The sequence below is a fragment of the Bradyrhizobium sp. SZCCHNR1002 genome (genome assembly GCF_032381435.1).
Classification (GTDB): Bacteria; Pseudomonadota; Alphaproteobacteria; order Rhizobiales; family Xanthobacteraceae; genus Bradyrhizobium; species Bradyrhizobium aeschynomenes.
In genome coordinates this window covers 246,438-272,989 of record NZ_JAUHIS010000001.1, presented here as the reverse complement: position 1 = coordinate 272,989, position 26,552 = coordinate 246,438, and the positions used below count along the sequence as shown (strand labels likewise).

Here is a 26,552-nt window from a genome sequence, read left to right as displayed (position 1 = left end):
GCTACTCCGCCGCCATGCGACGATCGGACTGATCCGCGGAATGGAGTTCCGCGAGCCGCGTCACCAGTTCGTCGACGAAGACCTGGATATCGCCGGTGAGATCCTTGATCCGGGAAATCAGATAATTGTAGCCGAACAGCGCCGGGATCGCGACGCCAAGGCCGGCGACGGTCGCAACCAGCGCCGCGGCAATGCCTGGAGCGATCGCATTGACGTTGACGTCGCCGCTTGCCGCGATCGCCGCAAAGGTGATCATCACGCCGACGACGGTACCGAGCAGTCCGAGGAAGGGTCCGCCCGAGATCGCGATGGTCAGGATCACCATGAGCCTGTTCAGGCGCTGAACTTCCCTGACGACACCGCCATCAAGGGCCGCGCGGATCGCGGCGATCGACGTTGCGGAAAGATAGGGCAACGAGCTTCGCGCCGAACGGCGCTGAATCTCCTCGGCCGCAACACGATAGATGCGATAGAGCGAGGACGAGCGCACCACGATCGTATCGCGCTTACCGATGCCGCCCGACAGCGATGCCACGGCCTCGGCGTTGCCACTGGATAAGACGGCGAGATCGAAGTTCGGATCACGATACGCCTGCAGGAAGCGGGCATTGGCCTTGGCCTGTCGGCGAAGATAGGAGGCCCGGTCGAACATCACCATCCAACTGATCGCTGCCATCACCAGCAGCACGCCGATCACCACCCAGCCGTCGAGCGTGACCGACTTCAGGATCACTGCGAAATAGCCCGACAGCCAGCTCGCCGTCTCCTCGTCCACGCTGAAGGCGATCAGCTTGCCGTGGTCGAGTCCCTGCCCGATCGCAGCGATGCGGATGAAGCCTTGGGGACGCGCGACCTTGCTGATCTGGAGCTCGTCGATGTCGCCGACGAATGCCGCTGCCGTCGGGCCTGCCGCCGCGGCATCATTAGCGAGGGACGGCGCGGGAGCAGCGTCCGTAGCGGCTGCATCGCCGGCAGCTGAAGAGACCGGCTGCGCCGCAGCCGGAGTCGCGCCGGCGTCGGAGCCGCCGATCTGCGCCGTGGTATCGAGCGCCGGCAGGCCGGTGTCGAGAGCGGCATAGGGACTGCCGTCGAGATAGAGCGTGGTCTTTCCGGATGCTGCGACGACCGCCAGATGATGCCAGCTCGCCGCAGCGATCGGCGCCGCCGCCGCGCTGCGTTGCGACGAGCCACCAGCCGAGACCTCCACGAACGGCACACCATTGTCGAGACCGACGAGGATGCCGTCGCCGCCGTTGCGGCGGCTGAACAGGACGGCGTTCGGCTGCAGCGCGGCCGGCTTGACCCACAGCGACAACGTCCAGCCGGCGTCGGCAACCGTCGCCAGCGATGATGCCGACGGCAGCATGAGGGGCGCGCGCCCGTCGAGGCGCAGGCCCGTGCCGATCAGCGCGCCCTCCGCGGGCTGTCCGACGCTTTGCGCATTGTTGCCCCAGACCGTGGAATCCAACGCCGGCGTGCCACGTTCGTTGAAGTGATACACGACCGCGAAATCCGGGTCGTAGCTGCCTTTGGCATCCGCGTTCGGCACGGCCTTCTTGTTACCGTAGTAGAGCCAGATCTCCGTCTTGGCGCCCGAGGCGAGGCTGGGCACCGACACCCAGACCAACGCCTCGCCGAGCAGCGCGTCGTATTTTTCGATGTGATGCTTCAGCGGAGTCTTGTCGTCGCCGGCGACGAAGCGCAGGTCACTGCCATCCTCCTTGGTTGCGCTGAACCGGAAATTGCCCGGGTGCAGCCTGATCAACACGGGGATGGTGCCGATCGGATCGGTGACGTTGGCGCCGGACGCGCTGGCATCGATGCTGATCTTCTTGCGCAGCTGCCAATCGTCGTTCCACCAGGCGCTGGCCGGAGACGACAGGATCGCCAGCGCGGCGATCGCACCGAACAGTCGCGCGGCAAGCTTCACGACAGCGCGCGGGCTGCCAGCATCCCGGTTCTTACGTCGCGTTACCATTAGAATTCGCCCCAGAGCCGGACATTGAGGCGCGGATGCCCCGCGCGGGTATAGGTTTCGTCGGTCATTGGCACCGACAGCGCAAACAGGCCATTGAACGCGCTGAACATCCTGAACCGGGCGCCGACGCCGTAGCTCCATAGATTTGATTGCGCTATCTGATCAGACAGCGCGCGTTGCACGTGCACGAGGCCGGCATCGGCAAACACGAACAGCCGCGTCTCGTTGAAGGTCGTGAACCGCGGCGCGCCCTGCCCCGTCTCATCCTTCATCTGCTTCTGCAGCATGGCGCCGATATCGGGACTGCGCAGTTCGAAGCTGCCGGTGACGCCATCGTCGCCGAGGGTCTCCGATTCGAGATAGCCGCGCACCGTGTCGAGACCGCCGGCGCTGATCTGCTCGCTGGACACCAGCGGGCCGTCGGCCTTCTGCGCCTGCAGCCGTCCCCACATCTGATAGCCTTCGGGCAGCTCCTGCGTATGCGAGATGTCGAGGTTGAAATGCGTAAAGCTGGCGGATGCAGAAAAGCGCTTGTTCTCAAATGCCTGATGGTCGCTCGACAGCGGGCGCAGATTGGACGTCAGCGACGCGTTGAACTGTGTCGTGAAGTTTTCGCCCTGGAACGTTCCCGTATAGCTCGCGACCGCAGGAAAATAGGTGACGGGGGACGCGAAGCCGCTGCCGTTCAGCGAGACCAGTTGGAAGAAGTGCTTGTAGTCCACGCCGGCCGACAGCGTCTGGGTGAAACCGTCGCGTCCGGGCAGCGTCATGACCGCACGAGTTCCGACGATCTGGCCGGGGCCGACGATGTTGGTGCCGCCGACGGTCGCGACATCGCTGTTCGATTTGACGGCATAGGCGAGCAGAGCGAGCCAATCGACGGGCAACCGTGCGAGATAGGACACCGACACGACCTCCGCATCATTGCGTCGCTGTGGCGCCACCTGATAGCTGAGTGTCAGCGAGTGTCCGAGCTGCCAGAGATTGTCGTAGCGGACGGTCCCGATCGCCCTGGTCGCGGTCGTACCGCCCGAACGCCGATTGTTGATCTCGAGACTGCCATGCAAGGGAGCCTTGTCCTCGACATTGAGGTCGACATCGACCGTTCCTGGCGTCACGCCGGCACGCAGCGCCGGCGTGACGCGGCGATCCGGCCATTGATTGAGACCGTAGATGTCCTTGGTGAGATCGTTGAAATTGGGGACCGAGCCCTCCTTCAGCGATGGCGCGCCCTCCCTGATCTTGTCAGTATCGAAATAGCGCGAGTTCCTGACGCGTAGGCGGCCGACCTTCAGCTCTCTCACGTTGAGCACGACTACTTTATTGGCTGGATTCTGCGGCGGCACCTCGACCGAGACGGTCTGAAAGCCCCTGTCGTGATAGGCCTTCTCGAGCGCCGCACGCGCCTTCTCGACATCGTCGGCGGTCTTGTTCGGGCCGAGGAAGGGATAAATCGCCTCTTCGAGGTCGACCTGCGTGAGCTTCTCCGCTCCCTTTACCGCAAAATCATCGATATCGAAGCGCAATGCGGGGCCGGGAGCAGGCCTGGCCGGAGCGGCGCCCGCAGCAGCCGGCGATGCTCCCGCCGCCTGGGCCCGCGCGGGAGCAATACAGCCGCCGACCAGGACGGCGGCAGCCAGCACGACGACCTCCGCGCCGAACGACGTCGGACGCGCGGAGCGGCGCCCGCCCCTCTCCTCTTCCATTCTGACCCGCACCGACGTCCGCTCATCAACCGGCACGCACATGACGTCGCGACGGGAAGCCGCGACCATGGTGCCTCGGTCGGAAAGACGATCGGACCCGCGCGAGACTGAATCGATTTCTTAACGATTGCTTCGACGAAGCGGAACGATTCGCCGGCCCTGGGTCGGCGTTCGTACAACACCTGCATGAGGGCAACCCTCGGCGGCTGCGGTCACGGCACTTTGGCTGGATCGGTCAAGAGAAGATATACCGAGCGAGCGACCTGCTCGTGGGGCGATGCGCCGTGCAGAATCCAGAGGACTTGCGAACGGCACGGATCTTCATCCAGCGAGGCGCGTTAGCTCAGCAGGACGAGGCCTCCCGGCAGAGGCCGCGCCTTGGCGCCGAAAAGGCTCTCGGCCTGACTGATGAAGTCGTCCAGGCGATCGAGACGGAAGGTGCCCGAGATCATGCGCCGTCCGAGCTGCTCGTCCATGACCACGATCTTGCCCGGGCGGTAGCGGTTGATCTCGGCCACTAAGCGGGTCACCGGCCAATCACGGACGATCAGCAGGCCGTTCTGCCAGGCCTTGACGGCGTCGACGTCCAGCCGGGAGGTCGATCCCAGTCCGTGGTCGACCGTGTATGAGACCTGCTGGGCTTTGACGATCTTGGTCCCTCGCCCGCCGCAGGCGACGTCAACGCTGCCGTCGAGACAAGAGACGGTCACGACGCCGCCCAGGCACTTCAGATTGAAATCGGCATGCAAGGCCGTGACGCGCCCGCCCGCTGCATCAATGATCACCGGGTCCTGCGCTGCCGGCGCACATTGCACGGCCGCCTCTCCTGAGAGCAGTTCGAACCGTCGCGGCCCGTCTACCGTCCGCAGCGCGATGCTGGTTTGGGTGTTCAGCACGACCGAGGCGTCGCTGGTCAGCGCAACGCTGCGCCGCTCGCCCTTGGCTGTCCGCATGTCCGCCGACAGCTCCTGCAGTGAAGGCCAGAGTTCCAAGGGCGGGCGCACCACCAGGTATCCCGCAGCCAGCGACGCGGCGGTCGCCATGGCTCCTCCGATCAGCGCGCGGCGACCGATCGCGGCACGGGACGCAGGCGCGCGCCGAGCATCGACCTGAGCGAAGGCCGGGTCCGCGGCGAGCTGGCGGGTCGCATCACCGAACCGGCGCCACAGCATGACAGCCTGTCGGAATGCAGCCTCATGCTCGGGGCTCCGTTCGCGCCATGACGTCAAAGCCGCGGCGTCATCCGAGGTTGCCTCCCCGGAATGCAGACGGATCACCCATGCCAGGCCCTGACGCAGGGTCTGATCCATTTCCGTGCGGTCGTCGTCGCCTGCGATCAAGATCAGGTCGCTCGCTTGTTTCGGCGGCCAGAGGGCGACTCCCTCATGGCGACGCCCTGCGGTCATTCGATAGACGACCCGCATAGCGCTGGACCGAAATGAAATATCGAACAATCTGCACGTTGAATCTCGACATGGGCAGCGGCTTGAATTGCATTCCAGCCGCAATGCGTCGTTGCTTAGCGTATCTGCCCGGAATGCGGCAAGGCTGCCGCTGGCCGGAAACGCGCCTCGTTAGCCCAGTTCGTTGGATCGAGACGACGCACGAGGACCAAATCGACGCACGACCTTGCGTCCAAGCCGCCGGCTGAGATGCTCCATGGCGTGCTGCAGGTCGAATTCGACAGTCCGCACATTGATGCCGAAGCGTGTGGCAATCTCACGATGCGGAACAAGCTCGATATGAGCGCATATGAACACATCGCGCTTTCGCTGCGGCAGTTCCGCGAGCGCCCGTTCGAACAGCTCGAATTCCAGGCGCGACTCGAACGCGGCAGCCGGTCCCGGCCGGTCGTCGGGCAAGGCCATGATCGCTTCGATTTCCGAAGCGTTGAGGAGGCGGCGCTCGCCCTTGCGATGATCCTTTGCCAAATTGAGCGCCATCCGAAACAGATAGTCGACAGGACTGCGCAGGGGAACCGCGTCCGACACGCGGTCGGCCCGCACGAACGCCTCATGAAGCGCCTCGCGCGCGACGTCCGGTGAGCCAAGGCAACGCGTCAGACGGCGGGCCAAACTCTCGTAATCAGCTACGAGCACATCGCGCAGCGATTTGCTGTTCGAGTAAGACACAACGCCGCCCCGTAACATCAGCCGTTTTCCGACCGATCTCAGCCCCACCAATGTACCTACCGGGGGAGAATGACAGCTACGTGACGACTCGCGTTCGCAAGGCCGTTGGACGGCTACTGTGGCAGGTCGAACGCGATCGTGTAGTCGAGATTGAGCTGTGCAGGCAACTCGACGGGGATGCTCGGCAGCGGCTGAGCCCTTTTCACCATGTCGACGGCGGCAGCATCGAGCAACGCTGCCCCTGAGCTCGAAGCGATGCGGACCTTCGTAACCGTGCCATTGCGTTGCAGGGTGAGTACGAGGCCGACGGTGCCCTGGATGCGCTCGCGCTCGGCGCGCTCCGGATAATACTGAAATCTCGCGATATGGGACTTGACGCTCCGGACGAACGTCATCGTCTTTTGATCGGGCGTCGTCAGAGCAAGGGCCAGTTGCGAACCGGGAATCGGCGCGTCCCATGCCGGAGAGGGCGGCAGCTCTGCCAGTGCATGCGAGGATGTTGGCTCCGATGATGGAGCGTTTCCCGAGGGCACATCAATTGGCGCAGCAGAGACCGCCGAATCCGATCTCGAGACGCTCGTCAAAGCCGGCTTCGGCCCGGTGATCACGGCGTCCCGATGGGGCGTCTCCGCCGTCTGCGACGCGACCAGACGGACCTGCATCACATTGTCGACGGGACCGAGACCGTCGCCTGCAGGGGTGTGGCGCAGCCAATAGACACCAAATGCCAAGAGAGCCGGAACCGTCATTGCAACGGCTGCGAGCGAGCGCAGCCCGAGCGCCGGCGCTGCCGCATGCCAATCGTGCAACGGCACCTCGTCCAACTGCCCGGATCGCCACGTGTCCCGTCCCATCGAATTCAACCCATCCAATCGCTCAGACGGACATCACGAACTAAGCGGTCGAAACGCATCGAGCTCAATCCGATCTTCACCGCCAGCGTCGTCGGAATGAGCAGGGTGGTATCTCGTTATTCAACAGATGTCGAGGTGCGATGCAATCGTTTCAGACTCTCCAGAGGAGATGATCACCCATGACGTGCAGTCGGCGAGATCGATCGAAAATGAGAAGGCCGGGCGCGATCAGGGCGCCCGGCCTCGAGAGTTGATCCGCGTTCAACGCGCGATAGGCGGCTCAATCACCGCTTACTGCGCACCCGCGCCGACGGCCACGGAGCTGCAGCCGTCAACCTGGGTCGAGCTGCCGGAGATGGCAGTGCCGCTGCCAGCCGTCAGATACGACGAGTTGATCACCGTGGCGAAGTTGGCATTCAGCGCATTGAACCCGTTGTTCTGGAGCACGCTTGCCGCATCCTGGCTCGCATAGAACCAGGACAGGAAGTTGGTGATATCGGTCACGCGGGTCGGGGCCGACGCCGTGTTGTAGCAGCTGTAGAGATAGGCGAAGGTCGTGCCCGTGACGGGATAGGCGCCCGCAATGATCGGCAGGCCGAGCTGCGACTTGCCGACCACGTTTATGCCGGCCACCTTACCGTCGTCAGGAACCACCGTCGTGCCGTCGCCCAACGTTGTACCGGCGACATACACCTGATTGTACAGATTCCAGGCCGTATAGGTTGTGCCCGTGGGGACCGCAACGCTCTTGAAAGCGTTATCGCCCGATGTCGGGGTCGGCGCGATGAAGCTCTCCCCAAGGTCGCCCGGGTGATAGATGCCGCGGGCTCGCTGCTCGTCGTTCTGGATGCTGGCCGAGGCCGGAGCACCGTTGGCCGGATTGTAGGGCTTGGCGAAATCGTTGCTGACATAGCCGATGCGACCGCCCAGGTAGTTGCCGTTGGCATCCTGCGCATTGCTGCTCACGGTGTCGGCGACTTCGCCGGTGCCGTTGCCGGCGAGCCAGCCGCCCGTGCCGGTCGAAACGTCGACGCCCTTCACGGCCTTGATGTTGGCGATCAGGATGGCGAACGTCGTCGACGGCAGATTGGCGGCCGAGGCGTTGGTTTTGGCGGCGATGGTCGTGGTGGTGGTGGTGCCCGCCACCTGGTTGTTGAGCGTCACGGCGGTGCTCGGGAAGGTGACACCAACACCGGTGAAGATCTTCGCGTAGTTGTGCGAACCATCGACGTCCAGCTGCGGGCAGCTGTTGGCGAGGAAGTTGGTCAGAATGTAGCTGGTTCCGGAGCCGTCGGACCGGAACGCAACCTGGATCGGCAGCGAGTTCGACACATAGGCCTGGGCCGCGCCGCCGTTCCCGGTGTTGTCGTCCATGAAGGTCTGCACGCGAGCCTGGCCGACATTGTCGAGCGCTGCAATCGCGGCCGTCGAACTCCAGTCGCGCACCTCGCCCGAGAAGATGGCGCAGAGCTGAGCGGTCGAGAGCTGGATCGCCGAACCGGGCGTGCCTGCGGTGCCGGCCGAATTGACGGTCCAGGTCGCCACCGGCGTGTTGCTGGTGTTGACGACGACCGCGACCGGCGCCTCGATCATAGGCAGCTGGATCGCCGGGCCGAACCCAGCGGCGTTATACGTGGTCGCCGAGGACGCGTTGCTGGCGGCGATCGCCGTCTGATCCTGCCAGTTGCTGGCCGGGGTGAAGTTGGTCAGCGCCGTCGCGGTCAGCGTGTTCGGAAGCGGCGAGTCGCCGGCGCCGAAGTCGACGCGTGCGTAGGGATAGGTCGCGAGCGCCGCGACGCTGCTCTCGAGGAAGACCGGCGGAACGGCCGGCAGAGACAGCGAGGGCGCGCTGCCGCGCAGCAGCTGTTTCGGATCGTTGGTGATGAACGCGCGCTGGCCGGCGCCGGAGCCGACAGCAGCATAGAGACCGACCGTTCCGAGCGCACCAACCTGACCGCAATTGGCCCCGTCCTGAGATCCGGGCAACAGGCCGGGTGTAGGAAGCGTCGCATCGAAGCTGGGCGAGAAGCTGTAGCCGTCATTGGTCACGGTCTGGGCGTTGTAGCAGTCCATGACCTGCCGCATGGCGAGCGACACCAGCGTGCTGCCGCCGCCATACACCGCGGTCTGAGCCGCAGCAGGCTGCACGGCTGCGGCGAGAGCCGCAGCAGCCGACAGCACGAACACCGAGGCGGTGCCGCGCAGGCGGTCGATGGAAGAGCGATGAGTCATCGGAAGTCTCCATGAGGTTGCAGTCGAGTTGCGAGCCATCGAGACGCAGCGATGCCAGCTGCTTCGAGGAAGAGAACCGTCGCCATTTAATTGTTAGTCGAACGAGACATCCCGCTCTCGGACGACCCGCGCGGTCATTGAGACGATCGACGGTTCAAAACAGTCTCTCGCATCGTTGTGATCGGTGGCTTGCAGTAGTGAGACAATTCACGTCGCGTCTCGGCGAATCTCTTTCCGAAAAAATCTCGCTTCATGTTCGAAGAGCGAGCAGCGCCTATGGCGCAATCCCGCGCAACGCGCATTTCAGACACGTGCCGCAACACATGTCATGGGTCAGTCATCGTGAGCCGGTACTTTATTAGTGACGAGACCTTCGCGGCCGCGTGTTCCGAAAGGTCACCCTGGGGCGGGCGTTTCCGAGATGCGGGATTCGGGCCGAGCGGCGCTGCTCAACGCGCTGATCGATGGCTATGACGATCTGAAACGACGACTCGCACGGCGGTTGGGTTCGACCGAGCTGGCGAGCGAGGCGCTTCAGGATACGTTTCTCCGCCTGGAGTGCGGCAACGACGTGGGCGCCGTCCAAAGCCCGCGTGCCTATCTGTTCCGGACTGCGCTCAATCTTGCAAACAACCGGCGCGTTGCCGAAAACCGCAGGCTCACGACATCCGAGATCGACGCGCTGCTGGACGTCCCGGACGACTCGCCCGATCCGGCTCGCATCGTCGAGTCCCGCTCCGAGATCGCTGCGCTGGGGCGCATTCTGCTGCAGCTGTCAGCGCGCCAGCGCGACATCGTCTTCGCCACCTTCGTCGACGAACAGTCGGTGCATCAGATCGCGCAGCGGCACCGCGTGTCCGTGCGCCGCATTCAGGTCGAGTTGCGCGAGGCGCTGCTCTATTGCGCAGGCCAGCTCGAGCGATCGCTGGAGCGCCGGCTGCCGTCACGCAGCGATGCTCACGCGTCGCACCGCCCTGCCCTGCGCCCATGGACGCCTGCGCTGGAGGATACCGGCTAACCTGCGAAGCAACGCGGTCACATCGCGCCCCGCGTGATGATCAGCGCGCCGGCGAGCCGTGGTTCCCGCCCCCGCGTCGGTGCGGAGCAAGCATCACGGTTGGGACCGACACTCCCCCGAGCCCTCGGTGCAGTCCTGCTGTGTGGCGCCGCTGCCCTGAGGCGGCGTCGCGCCTCCGCCATTGCGCGCGGGGGCCTCACCGCCAGAGTTCGCCTGGCTGCCGCCATAGCCGAGCACTTCGACGATGATGATGGAGGCCCGCCCGTCCGCGGACGACTGCTGCGACGGTGCGAGCTTCTGCGGCGCGGCCGCGGTATTGTTGCCGAGAGTCAATGCCGCCACCGGCGGCGGCGCCACCGTGGGAATGCCCGTCGCAGAGCCCTGCACATTGATGTTGAAGGCGTTGAGGATGCGCGCCGCACCCAGACTGAGATCGCCGGCGACACGGATGCCGGCCGAGCCTGCGTCGATCGTGCCCGTCGGCGCGTACAGGTTGACATTGCTCTTCGTCGGGTCCTGTCCGTTCAACGTGATCAGCGCTGCGATACCGGCACCGGTCACCAGCCCGGTCGGATTCAGGTAGCAATAGCCGTTGGCGTCACAGATGGTCTGCTGCGGCGCACTTGCCGCATAGGTCTTGGAGCCCTGCCCGGCGTTGATGTCGCCATTGGCGGAGAACATGTCGATGTCGCCGCCTTGCATGGTCATCAGCCGGCTCTGCGCAAGCTGGATCGTGCCGTCGCTGTAGCCGCGGATCGTCCCGCCGGCGAGCGTGAGTATCCCTTCCTGGACGGGAGACAGCAGGTCACGTCCATTACGACCGACATTCATGTTGCCGCCTGGCACCAGGATGTTGATGTCGCTGCCCATCTGTGTCTCGAGCACCGAGCCGCCGAGCGAGATCGTGCCGGTCACAACGCGGCTGGCAGCGCCATTGACGCCGTTGACAGGGCGGTTATCGGTGTAGCCCAGCGCCGCCGGGAACAGCGTCGAAATCGCAGCATAGGCGCGGCCATACTCCCCGGCATACGCGCTCGCCGGATCGTTGCGATCCTTGCCGACCCGGATGAGGAAGTCGTTGAAGCTGCGGTCGATCGCGAGCTTTTCGCGCAAGGTCGGCATGTCGCCTCCGACGGCGATGCTAGAAAATCTCGCACTTGCCGCCTCCCTGCTGATGCCGAGCGCGCCGGCGATGTCGGCCAGGAAATCAAACCCGACGGCCTGCGGAGACTGCACGACGTACTGATTGACGAAAGCCACGTAGTTGGCACGCGCGCCAGTTCCGAAATAGTCGCTCAAGGCTTGGTCGACCAGCGCGTGCTGCTTGCCGATGGCGAGCGCGTTGAAATCACGCCAAGCCTGCGCCCGCGCGGCATCGTCCCAGCTCTTGGCAGGATCAACTCCGTCGTTCAGCTTACCGGCGATGAGCCGTAGCAGATCGATTCCACTGGTGGAGGACCGGACCGGATCGACATACTCGGCGATGGCAGACGCATAGTCCATGAGCCGCGGCTTCACGCCTGCCAGGACGTAGATGTCGGCGCTCTGGTTCGGCAGGTATTTGACGAGCTTCCCTGGTACGTCGGCATTGGTGCCGTAGTTGCTGCCATTGCCGGCCGCAATCAATCCTGCATAGCCGCTCGCGCTCTGGCGGAGCGGACCGATGTTGTGCCCGGCCTGGACCAGCCACGATCCCGGACCATAAAGAGTGTAGGACCCGCCGATGATCGAGTTCCCGGCCACCAGCGAGGTGACATCGTCGGTGTTGTTGTTCTGGAAGGTGATGGTGGCGTTGCCTGCGTTGCTTTGCGGAACACCGTCGACCACGGATGTGAGGACGAATTGAGAGAGGATGTTGTTGCCTGCGGTTACGTCGGCGGGCTTGATCAGCGTCAGGGTACCCGTGCCCGCGAACGTGATGTCCTGCCCGGCGGCGATGATGACGGGCGTGGGATCATTGGCGTGCAGCGCCTCGGTCAGATCCGCAAGCGGCCGCCCGAGCGGATTGATGTAGTTCGCGGCGGAGCCGGCCCCACCGTGCACGTACCTGCTGGATGCACCGGTTGCTAGATCAAGCATGACGAGTCCCGAGCCGGCGCCGAAGTTGATCGACTGCGCGGCGATCAGCGCCAGCGTTCCGGAGACCGTTCCGTCGTAGCTCGGGATCGGGACGATGTTGATGCTCTGCCCACCAATGACGATCGATCCGTTCAAAGCCGCAACGTCGAGCGTGGCGGGATAAACGATCGGCGCGTTGCTGCCCGTGACGGTGCCTCCCTTCGCCACGACCGCGCCCGCTGTGGCGGTCGCCAACGTGACATCGCCGGAAACGGCAGTCAGCGAAATCCCGCTCTGGGCGCCGTAGGTGGTGAACGGCGAGCCCATCCAGGATGACGTTGAGCTGGCGGCTCCGCCCGGCAGGCTGGTAACTGTGATGGGGGAGCTTACCGCGAGCTGAGCGGGATCATATGCCGACAACAGGTTGATGCTGCCGCCCGCCACCGCGCTGATGAAGCCGGTCTGCACCGCCAGGATCAGATCCAGAGGTTTGCTGGTCGGCGAGGTATTGGCCGACTTCGCTGTTGCATTAGAGTTTCCGGTCACCAGCGCCGCCGAAATCGACGAGTTGGGATCCGCGCTGATCGTGCCGCCGACCTTGATCCGGCCACTGCCAAGACCGACCAAGAAGTCGCTGCTCAGCAGATTGCCGCCGGCCTGCACCACCAGATTGCCGCCGCCATAGGTGATCATGTGCGCCGGATCGTTGGCGTTGAGGCCGCCGGCAACAACGAGGGTTTCCGGAAGCGAGACTCCGATCTGCTTGATGTCGCTCCCCGCCGATAGCGTCGCGTTGCCGCCGCCGAGCGCGCCGATGCCCTGGAAGAATGATGCGTAGTTGATCCAGGCCGCGGTCTGGCAGCTGTTGAACGCGGTACAATTGGCGAACGGTGTCGCCGTGCCGTTGCCCCAGCCTCCATGGAAGTACCAGTTACTCCACAGCTGCATGGAGCTCGCGTAATTTCCAGACGCATCGCTGATCGGCGTCTCGATGCCGACGATCGACTGACCAGCGGTGATGGTCACGGAGCCGCCGCCGATTGCCCAGGTGGGCGTGTTCACATAGCCGTTCGTGCAGGCGAGCCCGGCACAATTGTCTACAGGTGGAAGCGTCAGAGCGGTGAAGTCGGCAGGCGTCGATGTCGCGACCCCCGCCGTATAGACGGCGCCCGGCGCAGACTTGTCGAGCAGTTGGAAGTTGCCGGCAGCAGCGATGGTGATGCTTCCCGTGCCGGTGCGCACCAGTGTCGGAATCATCCTGAGAGATGTCGTCGTGGTCGTTCCCGACGTCGTCGTGACCGGCGAATACACATGACCGTCGATCGTCACGTTCCCGGTGCGGCTTGCCGTCAGCGTGGACACGGGAGCCACCGCGTAGGGATTCGCCGTGGTGTCGCGAGCGGAGGTGAACGCCGCGCCGGCGACCAGGTTGATCGAGAACGAGCCGCTGTTGACGCCCGGAATCCGCGACATGAGATCCGCGGCCGCCGTCGTGTTGTAGTCCGCCACATTGCCGGACCGCGCGGGATTGTTGGCAATCAGGTCGGCAACGGCCACCGACCCGCCGAAATAGTCTCGGGTTTCAAAGAAACCGTCGCTGATGCTCGCCTTGACCGCAATGTCGTTGACGGTTCGCAGGGTCAATGATCCCGGCTCGCCGGCCGCGGTGCGATAGGCCAGCGGCGTCTGGGCCGTCGCGACCAGCTGCCCCGTGTAATTCGTGTAGTTGGCAAGGAGCTTGCCTGCGGCGTCGGTGACGACGGTGTTGGCGCTGACCAGAGTGCCGTTCACGGCCGTGAAGGCCGTGGCGTTCACCAGGCCTTTCACGCCGCCGAGATTCCAGTTGCTGGCCACGGTGATGTTGCCGGCATTGGTCGTGGTCGACGGGTTCGACAGAACGATCTCCGGCCGCACGTGCAGGATGGCGCCGAGGCCACCGGCAAAGTCGAACGCATCGCCGTTCCCCGCAGCGACCGAGCTCGCCAGCGACTTCTGGACGAAGCCGGTGAGCGTGCTCTGATAGAAATTGACGTGATTGGCATTGGCGGTGGTCGGCACGAAGATGCCGATGCCCTGGGCGACGCTGGTCGTCTGCGACAGCGAATAGGGCTGGTTGACCGTGTATTTGGCCGTCAGGCTCGCGCCATTTGCCGTGACGGTCGGGGCCGTGGCGTAGGTCGTGTTCGGATTGGTGGCGACGAGGCCGGCCAAGAGCAGGTTCGCGGTTACGGTCGCCGCCGTCGTGCCGCCCGTCACGGTCAGCGTAACCGGGCTGGTGTAGCCGATGGCCGCGGTATTGCTCACGGTGACGGTCGTGACGGTGCCGGCGCTGACCGTCACACCCGTGACGATCAGTCCGCTTCCTCCGGCGCCGCCCGTCAACGTAACCGTGACGGCATTGAGTGTCATGGCTGCATCGGAATAGCAGGTGAACGATGCACCACCACCTTTGCAATTGTTGCGAGATGCGGTGCCGAAGCCAGTCCCTCGGCTCGCGGCCGGGACCGACAGCGCTCCCGTCTGGGTCGTCATGATCGCGGTGGCCACGCCGCTGGCGCCTCCGACCAGAATCGTCGGCACCGCCGTGTAGGTCGTGGTCGTGCTGTAGCTGATCGTATCGCCGGAAATGACGGTGCCGGCGACGCGCGTGCCGGTGCCATCGAACCAGCCGGCGGGATCGATGATGCCGTCGAAATGGGTGGCGCCCGTCGTGGTGTCGGTGGTGCTCCAGGTTGCGTAGGCGTTCAAGGCCAGTCCGCCGCCGGGCGTCGAACCATTGGTCACGACGTTGCCTTTGAAGCGCACATTGACGGTGTAGTCGCTGAGCAGCGGCGCCCGCACGATGACCTGGCCGGCCGGGGCCGTCGGGCCGCCGCTGACATCCAGCAGCGCGCCCGCATCGACCTTGATCCAGCCTGAATTTGCGCTCGACACCTGCTGGAAGCCGTAGATGGGATCATATGCGCCCACTGTCGGCGTTCCGGTCGTCGCCAGCGTGATGGTGCCGCCGCTGGGATTGGTCGCCCCATGGTCGACCGAGGAATAGCGGTCGAACGTGGCGTCGCCCTGGCCGACGGCGCTTGCCAGCAGCCGTGCCGACGATTGGAGCCACACGCCACAGGTGGACGTGCAGCCCGACGCCGAGGGCAACGTTCCCGTGCCGAACAGCGAGATCTGGCCGCCGCTCAGGCCGCGCGCGTCGATCGTGCCACCGACATTGACGCTGCCGCCATTAGCGGTCAGCTGGACATTGCGCGAGGTCAGGCTGGTGCCCGCAGCAAGCTCGATGTCGCCGGCCTGCAGCGTCCCCGTGAAGCTGCCGGAGAAGTTCGGGCTCGTGCCGTCGAGCGGCAGCGCACCGACCAGATTTCCGGCGAGCAGACTGAAAGTGCCGCCGAGATCGTTGAACCGCGCCGACCCGCTGAGCGTACCAGCCAGCGTGGCGGTCCCGGTCGCGCCGTTGTTGCCGGTCTGAATCGCGAGCGAACCTGCATAGCCGGCATACGGGTTGGAGACGTCGATGCTGGCCCCGACGATGCTGACATTGCCGAGATTGGACGTCAGCTGCACGCTGCCGGCCGGCGTGTCCACGAGCTGATTGTTCACCTGGAGCCGCAGCCCCGGAGCGTTGATCGCAGCGCCCGATGCAAGGACGACGTCGCCCGTGGCCGCCGCCATGCTGACCTTGCCGCCAGCGGCATCGATCTGTACGCCATTCTTCGCCGTGACCGATGCTCCCGTCAGGGCCAGACTGCCGCTGATGCTGCCATCGCCGGCCAACGTGCTGTTGCCATTCCCCTGCATCACGAGATTGCCGCGAGCAGTGACGGTCTGGCTTGCGCCGGCTTTCACCACCACGTCTGGCGCCGACAGGATGAGATCGGAGCCGCCCCAGACCGAGATGGTCGGTGCGCTGGTGTAGCCGGTGCCGCCATTGGTCAAGGTCAGCCCGGACACTGCCGAGCCGCCGAGCGTCGCGGTCGCCGTCGCACCGGAGCCGCCGCCTCCGGTGATGGTGACGATCGGCGCGTTCGTAAAGCCGGTGCCGCCATTGGCGACGGTCAGCGAGCCCAACGTCGTGACAGCCTGGGCTGCAGCGCCGGAGCCACCGCCGCCGGAAATCGCGACCGTTGGAATTCCCGTGAAGCCCGCGCCTCCCTGCACGTTCACGCCGACGACGCCGAACTGCGGTTGCAGTCCGACGGTCGGCGCGGCTGCGGTGCCGATCGCGGCGCTGGAGCCGCCGGTCGTGACCGTCAAAGTGAGATTGGCGAGCACGCCGCTGAAGCCGGAGCCGCCCGAGATGATGTTGACGCCGGTGATCGCGCCCGTCGAGCTGACCACGGCCGTTCCGGTCGCCGTGGCGCCAGTGACGGAGTCCTTGATGGTGATCAGATCACCGGCGCGATAGCCCGTTCCGGTGCCGGACGTCGACACGTTGAAGGACACGATGCCGAGCAGCGCCGTACCCGTCGCAGCCATTCCGCCGGAGCCGGAGATCGTGACTGTCGGCACGCTGGTATAGCCGGTCCCGGCGCTGCTGATCGCGACCGAGCTGAGGTTGAACTTTGCCGTCGCGGTGGCAGCGGCGGCATCGATGCTGCCTGTGCCGGCGAAGGCGATGCTCTCGGCCGCGGTCCAATTGACCTTGCTGAAGCCACCGAAGCTCTTGGCGCCCGTGCCTGCGGTGATCACCTTGGCTGCATTGAGATTGAGCGTGCCGCCCGCCCCTGCGGTGACGGTGGCGTCGGAACTGACGCCGGATGCGCCGCGGCTGTTGATCAGGGTGATGTTGGTGGCCGCGATGGTGGCGCAGTAGGCCGAGCAATCCGTTACACTGGCTCCTGCGGTGTTGTTGCCGATGCTGTAGAAGCCGGATCCATCGAATGTCAGCGTCCCGATCGGATTGGCGGCATCACCGAGCATGAGACCCGTCTGGGCGTAAAAATCGAAGCCCGCGTTGCTGCGCAGGGTCACCGAGGAAGCACCGGCAAACAGGCTATTGAACTGAGCCGATGTCAGATTCAGGCCGCTCGTTGCCAATCCTTCGGGACCGAAATTGAACGTGTTTGCTGCAATCGACAGGCTCGACGCCTTGAGCGTGACGCCGGCTGCGAGCGCGCCGCCGTTCACGCGATCAGGCGCAAATGCACCGGACCCGCTGGTGTCGATCATCAGCGAGTTGCCGGCCGTGATCACGACGCCGGCGCCGGCTACCAGTTGCGAGGTTCCGACGTTCGTGCCGATCGCAAAGCTGCCGGTGCCAATGGCGCCGCTGCGCGTGACCGAGACCATGCTGCCGTTCGAGACCCGCAGCAGCGCGCCGTCGCCGCTCAAGGCGATGTTGCGGCTCGTCCCGGAGACGGTGCCCTTCGTGCTCACGACGCTGCCGGCGTCGACGGTGAGCCCTCTGCTGCCGCCGGCCTGGGTGACCAGGATCATCTCAGGCCCGCTGAGCGGATGCTCCGCATCGGTGGCGACCTCGAGATTGAGCGCGACGGCCGTGACCGAGCCCGGAGAGCCGACGGACGCCGTGCCGCCGATCAGCACGCTGCCTGCGCCGAGGCTGCTGAGCTGGTCGGCGTCGAGGAATAGGTAGTTGGCGAACGCCGAGCTGGCCGTGAATCCGCCATTGGCGGCGACGGTTCCGAACTGGCCCAGCCGATCGCTGGCGACGACTGCAATGTTCGCGGCGGCAATGTCGATCTGTCCCGTGGCGCCCTGGACCGTCGGTGCGAGATCGCTGCTGCCGGCAGCGAAATTGTTGCTGCCGCCGAGGGTCAGTCTGCTGGTGGCGCCGATCACGAGCAGACCGCCATCGACCGGCAAGGCGGTCGGAGCAAGACCGTTGTTGACCGTATAGTTCGAGAAATAGCTGGTGCCGCTGGTGATGTTGATCTTGGAATATTGCTCCCACACTGCCTGCGATTGCAGCTGGAACAGAAGCGTTTGCGACGAGCGGGACCCGGTGATCGCATTGCCCAGGGAGCCGGTCATGTAGACGGAGCCGTCGGCACCAGTGAAGCTGCCGGGCGATGTGCCATTGCTGGTCGTGTACTGGACCACGCGGTAGGCGCCGGGCAGTGTCGCGTACATGCCCGGGAGCAGCACGTAGGTGCCGGCCGCGATTCCATTGCCGCCGCTCAGGGTGACGGAGGTCCCCGGCAGGATGCCGGTGGCGTTGTTCATCGCAGTAGCCGGGAGGCTGGACAGCTTGCTGCCGCTCGTCACCAGGCCAGCGGACGTCACGCTCCTTCCTGAATAATAGGGATAGGAGTTGAAGACCGGGTCGTAGGCGGCAACCTGAGCCTCATAGGCCGGCACCAGCGCATAGACCTGACGTCCATCGGCATATGTCGACGAAAAACTGGTGCTCGTACCGCTCGAGGTGACCGTGGAGACCTGCTGGTAGTTCAGAAGGACGTTGCGTGTCCCGCCCGTCCCCGCGACATACTCGACTGCATAGACGTCGCCGCCACCGCTTGCATCGATGCTGCCGCCGAGCGCGACCGACGCACCGTAGATGCTGATCGACTTCGCCGGCGCCGCCGTTTGCTGCGTGACGGGATTTATCGAGGCGGTGGTCGCGTTCGCATTCAGGTCGAGGCCATAGTACCAGGTGGCACCATCGACCGTGTAGCCATAGGGGATGTCGAGCCCGCCGGTCGAGACCGCGGTCAGGCTGCCGGCTCCGAGCGTGACCGATTGGGTCTGGACCAGCGCTCCCGAATAGCTCGTGGCTGATGAGGACACCGTCGCCCGTGTCACCGCCAGCGGCATGTCGGCGGCCGAGCGCAAGCCGACGACGATGCTGCCGAGCGGCGCCCACAACGTGCCATCCTGCTCGATGTTCTGCGCGTCCAGCACCAGCGTTCCGCCAGCCGACAACGGAGCGCTCGGCGAGCTGCCGGCATATTGCTTGATCGCGAGCGTTGGTGAGGAGTCGCTGACGCTCATGGTCGACATCAGCAGAAAGGCGGTGCTCGTGGCCGGGAAGATCTCCGCCGCGGTGATGGTGAGCCGGCCCGGAGTGACGAAGGAGCCGCCGAGCGCCGAGCCCGTCGGCACGAGCGTTTCGCTGCCATAGCGGCCGGGCAGCAGCCGCACCGAGCCGGCCGTGGTCAGCATGGCATTGGCCACGTTCACCAGCGACAGATTGCCCTGGAGGTCGATCCATTGCGTGACGAAGCGGCCATGCGAGACTCCGTCGGAGCCGACATAAAGCGTGCCGTCCGCGATGTTCCTCACCGCGGGGGACGAGGTCAGTTGTTCGGCGGTCGTTCCCGCCAACCGGATGTAGCCGGCGTCGAGGCTGACGGTCGCGCCGCCGACACTGGCCGGCGTGCTGGACAGGCTGGCGAGGGTCGAGCCCGCCGGAAGGATGCTGATGAGATTGCTGCCGCTGTGGAGCACCAGCGATCCGGGCACATGGATGTCCGTCGAGCCGGCGAAGCCGATCGTCGCCGGCTTTGCGATGCCTTGGAGATAGCCGCCCGATGAAAGGGTGACAGAATCGAGCCCGCTGCTGTTGATCATGTCGGCGGTCAGCGTGACCGTCGTCGACGGCGTCGCTGATCCGCTCTGGGCCACGAGAACGCCCGACCTGATCCCGACCACCGATTGCGTGTCGGAATTGTAGACCGCGCCTGCGAAGACCGACGCGTAGGGCGCAAGCGTCTCGGGCAGGATGAAATCCCCGAGCGACAGCGATCCGCCTGCAGCGAGCGCCGAACCTCCCGCCGCAGACAGGCTGCCGCCGAGATGGACGGTGAAGCCTCCGACCTGCAGAGCACCGCCATTGCTCCACACCGCCCTGCTCTCGACGTCGCGGCCGGTGGGAAGCTCGATCACACCCGCCGCACCGGCGATGTTGATCACCGCGCCCGGCTGCACCTCGACCGTGTTGTTGCTGAGCAGCGTCACCGTGCCGCCATCATAGACCGTGCCCGTCGCATAGCGGGTCACCGTCTGGTCCGGCACGAACACGCCGCTGGCGTCGATGATGCTCCCTGCCGCGATGGTGAGATTTCCCGGGCTCGCGATACTGATCGTCCCGCCCTGCGCCCGGACAGTACCGGCCACGGTCGTGGACGCAGTGTTGGAGACCATCATGACCGAGGCGCCTGCGCCGGCTGAAATGGTGCCCTTGAAGCTGATCGCCTGATCGGCGACGATGTCGATCGATCCGCCGGGATCGGCCGTGATCGTGGCGCCAGTCCCGACGGCGATGCCGCCGGTCACGGTGGCGAATCCGGACTGCGACAGATCGATGCCGGATTGTTTGAGCGACAGACTGAGCGGCTTGCGCAGGCCGTCGACGACCGTCCCGGCCTGCGCGAAGTCGCGGGCGCTCCCGGCGCTCGTGTCCCGCGCGGCGAGCGATCCGGACGCCGGCGCGAGCAGATTGGACTGCCTCAGCGTCAGGACGGTGTTCGCGGCGACGTTGACTTCCGCCAGTCCGATCAGCGCGTAGCTGCCGAAGCCGCCACTATTGAAGAAGGAGGTCGGGAGGCTGATCTCGCCGACGCCGCTGCTCTGGGTTTCACCCGCGCCGTAGGAGATGGCCCCGGTGCCGCCGACCTGGACATAGGGCGCCTGCAAGGTGAACGTGCCACCGCCGGAAAAACCCTGGGCGAAAATGCTCCCGTCGAGATAGGTGTTGGCGCGATTGCTGAGCGGAGCAAGCACCGTCGTTCCGCCGCCGTTGTCTGCATAGTAGTAGAACCCTGTTCCCGCCGCGACAATGACCCCGGCGGGACCTCCGATGGCGGTCGCCGCGACGCCGTAGATCGGCGTGGTAAACGACGCGCCGTCATAGGTCTTGAGGGCCACGCTGCCGCCCTTCCCGAGCGGCAGCCCGTCAGCGCCCTTCTTCATCGTTCCGGTGCGATCGACATAGCCGCCGCTGGATGCATCGATCACGCTTCCCTGCGCCAATCTGATGCTGCGCGTCGTGTCCTGGATCGACGTGATGCTGTAGAAGAAGCCGGTGCTGAAATTCATGCCTGCGGTCGTCGTGCCGCTGCTGATGAGCTCCGATGCGAAGACCTCGCTCGCGATCGTATTGATCGTGACCGAGCCGCCGTTGACATAGGCCGATCCAAGCAGCGAGCCCTGGTCGGCACCGCTGTCGTTGACCCATAGTCCGCTGACGTTGAGTTCACCGGTGACGAGAAGATCCTGAAGCGCGACGGACTGCGGGATGCCGCTTGCGATCGTCAAGCCGGTCAGGGAGATGCTGCCGCTCCGGGCCGTGATCGTTCCATCGATCCGCGCGACATTGCCGAGGGTCACGCTGCCGCCCGGCCGCACGGTGAGGGCAGCGTCCGCAGTCATCTGCAGCATGGCATTGCTGCCGGTGTTGATGCTGATGCTGCCGAAGGCGGAGTCCGTCAGGAGATCGCTGAAGATCGGGAAGGCCTGGGTGCCGTCGGCAAGCCGGGCCAGCGTCGGCGTCCAGGACGAGCCCAGCTTGAACGTCGACAGTCCGAACGGATCCAGTCCGGCGTCAGCCTTCGGCTCCAGCAGCACGGTGTAAGTGGCGGCATTGGTGCCCGACAGGGCAATGCTGAGGCCCGCGCCATTCGGCATGGCCTCCAATCCGGCGCGCTGGCGTTCGCCGGCGACGATCGCCGAGGCGAACGATCCCTCCAGAATCGGCGCCGCGGCGCTGAAGCCGACGCTGCCGGCGCCGCGCCCGGAGATGTAGCCCGGATCATAGGAGCCGCGCGACAGGATGCTGGCGTAGGTCTCGCTGACGCCCCAGCGGGCGTGATCGACGCTGAAGCCGCCGAGAGCCGTGAAGCTGAGATCCGACGGAGCACTGCCGATGTTGTAGACGCGCCCGTTAGATCCGATCACCCGCGTCGTGCCGACGAACCCGGGAGCATACTGGACGTAGCCGCCGGAGAGATTGATCGACGATCCCGGCAACGTGATCGCGTTTTGCCCCGCCGAGATCGAGAGCTTTCCGCCCGTGGTCAACAGCTCGTCGATGGTCTTCGGAATGAGACCTGTATAGCCCTGCGCATTGAGCAGAGGCGAGCCGACCCAGGACGAGCCGTCGGCTCGGGTCCCACTCAGCCTGGAATCGATGGTGACGGTGCTGCCGATCAGACCGCGGGCCAACGGCGTGTCGGCGACTTCTGCGGCGGTCACCTTGAAGGTCAGGAGATAGTTGGAGGTCGGCAGGACCACTCCCGCCAGACCCGACAGGTCGATGCTGCTGCCCGATTCCAGCAACACCGTGCCGGTCGTCCCGACAACGGTGCTCCCGCCACTGCTCGTCACTCCGGCGGCCAGCTCGACCGCCGCTCCGGGCGCCCTGAGCAAGGCGCCTCCAGCACCGTCCGCACTGCCCTGCAGATCGATGTCGCCGCTCGCCTTGATCGAGATCTGCGGCTGGACGTTGGCCGCGAAATAGGTCGACGTGGCCGTGCTGGTGGGGATGGTGCTGCTGGTCTCATCCGGCAGGATCGTGGTCAGGCTGCTCTGTCCCAGCACGATGCTGCCGATCGCGCCATTGGCGATCGGTGTCGTGTAACATGTGTTCAGACGGATGGAGCCTGGCCGATTGACGCTCGTCGTGGCTTCGATCACGCCCAATTGGCGGATGCTGTCGGCCACCACGCTGACGGCGCCGTCGTTCGACACGATGAGTCCATCGTTCGTCGCGAGAGCCCCGTTGGGCAGCGCCGTGGCAAGCGACTTGGTGGCCACCGCGGGCGACAGCTGGATAGAGTCGCCATTCGTGTTGACATAGACTTGAGTCGTGCTCGGCGAGAACGACGATGCCGTCAGGGCCTGCGCCACGCCCGTCGCGCTCGACGACGGCTCGGTGAGGACGATGCCGCTTCCGGCCGCCAGGATGATCTGGCCGTTGTTGGCGGTCAGCGTGCCTGAATTGGTGACCGTCGGTCCGATCAGAGCCAGAAAACCGTTGCGGGTGGTCGAGGCCGCCGCATTGATCGTGATGTCCGCCCCCGGCTGCACCAGGATGCCGCCGCCGCCGACCGATCCCAGCGTCTGGTCGCCCATCACGAACACGGCAGATCTTCCGCTGGCCACGGCCACGCCGGAGTTCGTGACCGGCGTGACGAAGAGGCCGTTCTGCGCGAAGTAGTCGTTGGCACTGCTTTCGTTGGCCGGCGCCGCGAACGAATAGGACGTCCCGTTCGCGCTGACGCTCTGCGGGCTGTAGTTCGGGCTCGCGCCGGAGAAGACCGAGGCGGCCGCTGCGACCGATGTTCCGGCGATGTCGTTGGTGGTCGCGATCAGCGAGCCGACGTTCACCTGGCTGCCGCCGCCGAAGATGATGCCGTTCGGGTTGATCAGCAGCACGGTGCCGTCGGCCTTGATGTTGCCGAGGATCTGGCTGGGCCTGCCGGTGGCGTCCACGCGGTTCAGCGCAATCCAGCCGGGATTGCCCTGCTGGTTGTAGACCAGCGTGGTGTTCTTTCCGACATTGAACTGGTACCAGGTCATGATGGCCTGGGGCGCGGTCTGGTTGATCGTGACGGTGGTCTGCCCGTTGGCCGCGCTCGCCTGCACCGGCTGATCGGCGCCGACCCACAAGTTGGTTGACGCTCCGGCTTGCGCGGCATTGATGACGCGCGGATCGACGACGAGCCCGCCGTGCGACAGACCATCGGTGACCGCCGGCAGACCGTTGCCGAGACTGGTCGAAGCACCGGCCGTCGCGACGTTGCGGGCGGCCGCCTGGGCCGCCTGCATCGCCTTGAGCATCGCGGCCGCCCTGGTCATGGCGTCCTGCGACTGCTTGGCGATCGTCGCCGCCTGCTGAGAGGTGGCCGATGCCGCAGCACTCGCCGCCGCGGCCGCAGACGCCGCCCCCGACGCACCGAGCGGACGAGCCTGGACGGCAGCGCCGTTCATGAGCAGCGCGACGGCACTCACGCAGCCGAGCCACAGCAGCCGGTGGAAACGAGCCGGAGCCGCTCGCGTGGCTTGCATGAGCGCGATCATCGGAGCGGGCAGAGGTTGCCTGATCTCGCTTGACGAGCGCGAGGCACGCCATTGGCGCGGCGCCGCCGTCGCAGCGCGCTTCGCCTGCGTTGACCTGCCCTGCGCCATCATCCGCTCCTGACTTCAACGTGATCATCGAGCTCGCCGGCCGGTCGCGGCTCGGCTCACTGCTGAACAGACGATCGATCGGGGCCAGCACTGAAAGAGTTTTGGCCGGGAACATCAGGCGAGCCGTGGGGCGCAGGGGGTCAGTGCGTCCTGACGCTGACGCCGATCCGCACCGGCTGGGCCATTCCCGGCGGCTGGGGACGGCTGACGGTGAGGCCGCGGAGCGCCGCAACCAGGGCCGTGTCGCGCCCGGGATCACCCGTCGTACTCGCCACCATGACCTGGTCGATGGTGCGCTCGGAACTGATCCACAGGTTCACGACGGCGCGATAATTGCCGTCGCGCGTCCTGGGATTGTTGCGCAGCGCGTTGTGGACGTCGATGCGCACGGAGTCGCTGAACTCCTGCGACGGCGCCGATCGCGATGGTCCGCCCTGGACGTGCATCGTGCCCAGCGACAGGTCCGAGCCGAAGCGCGGGGCGGCGCCCTCCACGCGCGCGGGCGCGTCGAGGGTCAGCGTCACCGCACCGGGACGGCTGTACTGCACCTTCAGATCCGTCCCCGCCAGCAGCCTCATCAACGCGTCATGCGAGGTATAGCGCCCGTCGACCGCAGCGGATTGCCGCCCTTCGGCGGACTTGCTTTCATACAGCAATTGAACCCCGGCCAGTTGGCCGAAGGCCTGCAACGCAGCCGCCAATGGCTGTGCCGGGATCGAGAACAAGCGAGGCTGCTCATCTCCGGCAGCTTCACCGGCATGACTTGCCGCGCCGGCGAGGAGAACGAACGCGGCGACAACGAGACGCCACGAAGCAGCACGACGCATCGCGCTCATCCCTGTCCCCACGTCATGAGTCACGCAGCCGGCGCCGCGCCTGAAACACTGTTGGCGTGCAGCGAGCGCCATGTCGACAGCTCCGCAAGCTCGGCTTCCGGCCGCCGCGCAACGATGTCGCCGCGCCCCAGATACAGGCAGCCGGCATTGCCGTCGATCGTGATCCAGTCGCCCGGCGAAACCACGGTGTCGCCGATCCGCGCCAGCGGCGCTTCGCCATCGATTCGAAGCGCGGCACATCCGACGACGCACGGCTTCCCCATCTGGCGGGCGACGAGAGAAGCATGCGCGGTGCGAGCTCCGACGGAGGTGGCGATCGCCGACGCCGCGGCGAAGCCGGCGATGTCGGCGGTGCTGGTGTCGTGACGGATCAGGATCACCGGATCACCGGATGCCGCGAGCCGCTCCGCGGACGCACTGTCGAACGCCGCCCGCCCGGTTGCGACGCCGCCCGAGGCCGCGACCCCGACGGCAGCCGGCTGGCCGGTCGCGACGAGCGAGGTCTCCGTCAATGCCTCGAGACCGACACCTTCCATCCGTTCGAGAGCCTGCTGCGGCGTGATCAGCTGCTCGTGCACCAGGTCGACTGCGATGCGCAGCGCGGCGCGCGGGGTGCGCTTGGCGGCGCGCGTCTGCAGGATCCACAAGCGGCCTTCCTCGATGGTGAACTCGATGTCCTGGACGTCGCGGAACTCGGCCTCCAGCAGCTTCAGCGTGGCGCGCAATTGCCGTGCGACGTCCGGCAGCGTGCGGGACAGCGCGGCCTCCGTCTCCGGCGTCCGTCGGCCGGACACCACGTCTTCGCCCTGCGAGTCGAACAGGACGTCGATCACCGGCGCGTCCGCGCCCGTCGAGGGATCGCGCGAGAAGGCAACGCCCGCTCCCGAGGACGTGCCGCCATTGCCGAACACCATGGCCTGCACTGTCACCGCCGTGCCCTGGAGATCCTCCAATCCCTGGAGCTGTCGATAGGTCCGCGCCCGCTCGCTGGTCCAGGAGCGATAGACCGCCCGCGCCGAGCGCTCCAACTGGACCGCAGCATCCTCCAGCCAGCCGTCCTCATCGGAATCTTCCAGCAACCGTCGCTCCTCGCAGGCCAGCCGCTCCAGCGCCTCGCTGTCCAGCTCACGCTCGTTGGCGACGCCCTCTGCCGCGATCATCTGGTTCAACCGCTCAGTCAGCGGCGCAGGATCCATCCCGATGACCGTCTCCGCATAGCTCTCGAGCAAGCGCCGACGGCAGTCCCAGGCCAGCCGTGGCCGCCCCCTCGCTCGCACCAGGCCGCGCACGGCCCGCGACGTGCAGCCGACATTCAGCACGGTGTCGAGCATGCCGGGCATCGACCGCGCCGCGCCGGACCTGACCGAGACCAGCAACGGATTGCGCGAGCAGCCGAACGACTTTCCGGTGGCCTGCTCGAGAAACGCGATGCCCGCCTTCAAACCGTCGACGAGCTGACGCGTCGCGTGGCCCTTCCCTGCAACGACGTCGGCGCAGAGCTGCACCGGCAGCACGAAGGCCGGCGGCACCGGCAGATCCAGCGCCGCCATCCGTGCCAGATTTGCCGCTTTCGCTCCGACCTCTTCGGCGCCGGGCAGCTCACGCCGGCCATCGCCAATCCGTATGATCGTCATTGCATCATTCC

The 26,552-nt window shown here is 65.7% G+C and carries 10 protein-coding genes; 1 reads left to right on the top strand and 9 read right to left on the bottom strand.

The window, feature by feature from the left end:
- Position 1 precedes the first annotated feature (1 nt).
- The 6 genes from QX108_RS01150 to QX108_RS01125 form a co-directional block, all read right to left on the bottom strand.
- Positions 2-1,978, bottom strand: coding sequence for a MotA/TolQ/ExbB proton channel family protein (locus QX108_RS01150; protein WP_315719694.1), 1,977 nt, complete (start codon positions 1,976-1,978; stop codon positions 2-4).
- The gene (locus QX108_RS01145; RefSeq protein ID WP_315784752.1) at positions 1,978-3,684 is read right to left on the bottom strand and encodes a ShlB/FhaC/HecB family hemolysin secretion/activation protein; all 1,707 of its coding nucleotides are present in this window, start codon (positions 3,682-3,684) and stop codon (positions 1,978-1,980) included. The genes QX108_RS01150 and QX108_RS01145 overlap by 1 nt, the downstream gene beginning before the upstream one ends.
- A 338-nt stretch (positions 3,685-4,022) precedes the next feature.
- The gene (locus tag QX108_RS01140; protein ID WP_315784754.1) at positions 4,023-5,138 is read right to left on the bottom strand and encodes a FecR family protein; all 1,116 of its coding nucleotides are present in this window, start codon (positions 5,136-5,138) and stop codon (positions 4,023-4,025) included.
- Positions 5,139-5,258: 120 nt separating this feature from the next.
- Positions 5,259-5,834, bottom strand: coding sequence for an RNA polymerase sigma factor (locus tag QX108_RS01135; RefSeq protein WP_315799379.1), 576 nt, complete (start codon positions 5,832-5,834; stop codon positions 5,259-5,261).
- Positions 5,835-5,929: 95 nt separating this feature from the next.
- Positions 5,930-6,631, bottom strand: coding sequence for an energy transducer TonB (locus QX108_RS01130; protein ID WP_315726126.1), 702 nt, complete (start codon positions 6,629-6,631; stop codon positions 5,930-5,932).
- 330 nt (positions 6,632-6,961) lie between these two features.
- A complete protein-coding gene (locus QX108_RS01125) occupies positions 6,962-8,902 on the bottom strand; it encodes a substrate-binding domain-containing protein (protein ID WP_315784759.1) in 1,941 nt (646 codons plus the stop codon).
- Positions 8,903-9,323: 421 nt separating this feature from the next.
- On the opposite strand from QX108_RS01125, the gene QX108_RS01120 reads away from it, so the two are divergent.
- Positions 9,324-9,920, top strand: a complete 597-nt coding sequence (locus QX108_RS01120) for an RNA polymerase sigma factor (RefSeq protein ID WP_172130593.1) — start codon at positions 9,324-9,326, stop codon at positions 9,918-9,920.
- Between the two features lie 93 nt (positions 9,921-10,013).
- Here the strand turns inward: QX108_RS01120 and QX108_RS01115 are convergent, their stop codons facing one another.
- The 3 genes from QX108_RS01115 to QX108_RS01105 all read right to left on the bottom strand — a co-directional run bounded on the left by QX108_RS01115 (position 10,014) and on the right by QX108_RS01105 (position 26,541).
- Positions 10,014-23,951 (bottom strand): filamentous haemagglutinin family protein, encoded by a 13,938-nt coding sequence (locus QX108_RS01115; protein WP_315784763.1) that lies wholly within the window; start codon positions 23,949-23,951, stop codon positions 10,014-10,016.
- Positions 23,952-24,211: 260 nt separating this feature from the next.
- Positions 24,212-24,979, bottom strand: coding sequence for an STN domain-containing protein (locus QX108_RS01110; RefSeq protein ID WP_315784766.1), 768 nt, complete (start codon positions 24,977-24,979; stop codon positions 24,212-24,214).
- On the bottom strand, positions 24,928-26,541 hold the full coding sequence (locus QX108_RS01105; protein ID WP_315719686.1) for a PEP/pyruvate-binding domain-containing protein: 1,614 nt from the start codon (positions 26,539-26,541) through the stop codon (positions 24,928-24,930). The genes QX108_RS01110 and QX108_RS01105 overlap by 52 nt, the downstream gene beginning before the upstream one ends.
- Positions 26,542-26,552 lie beyond the last annotated feature (11 nt).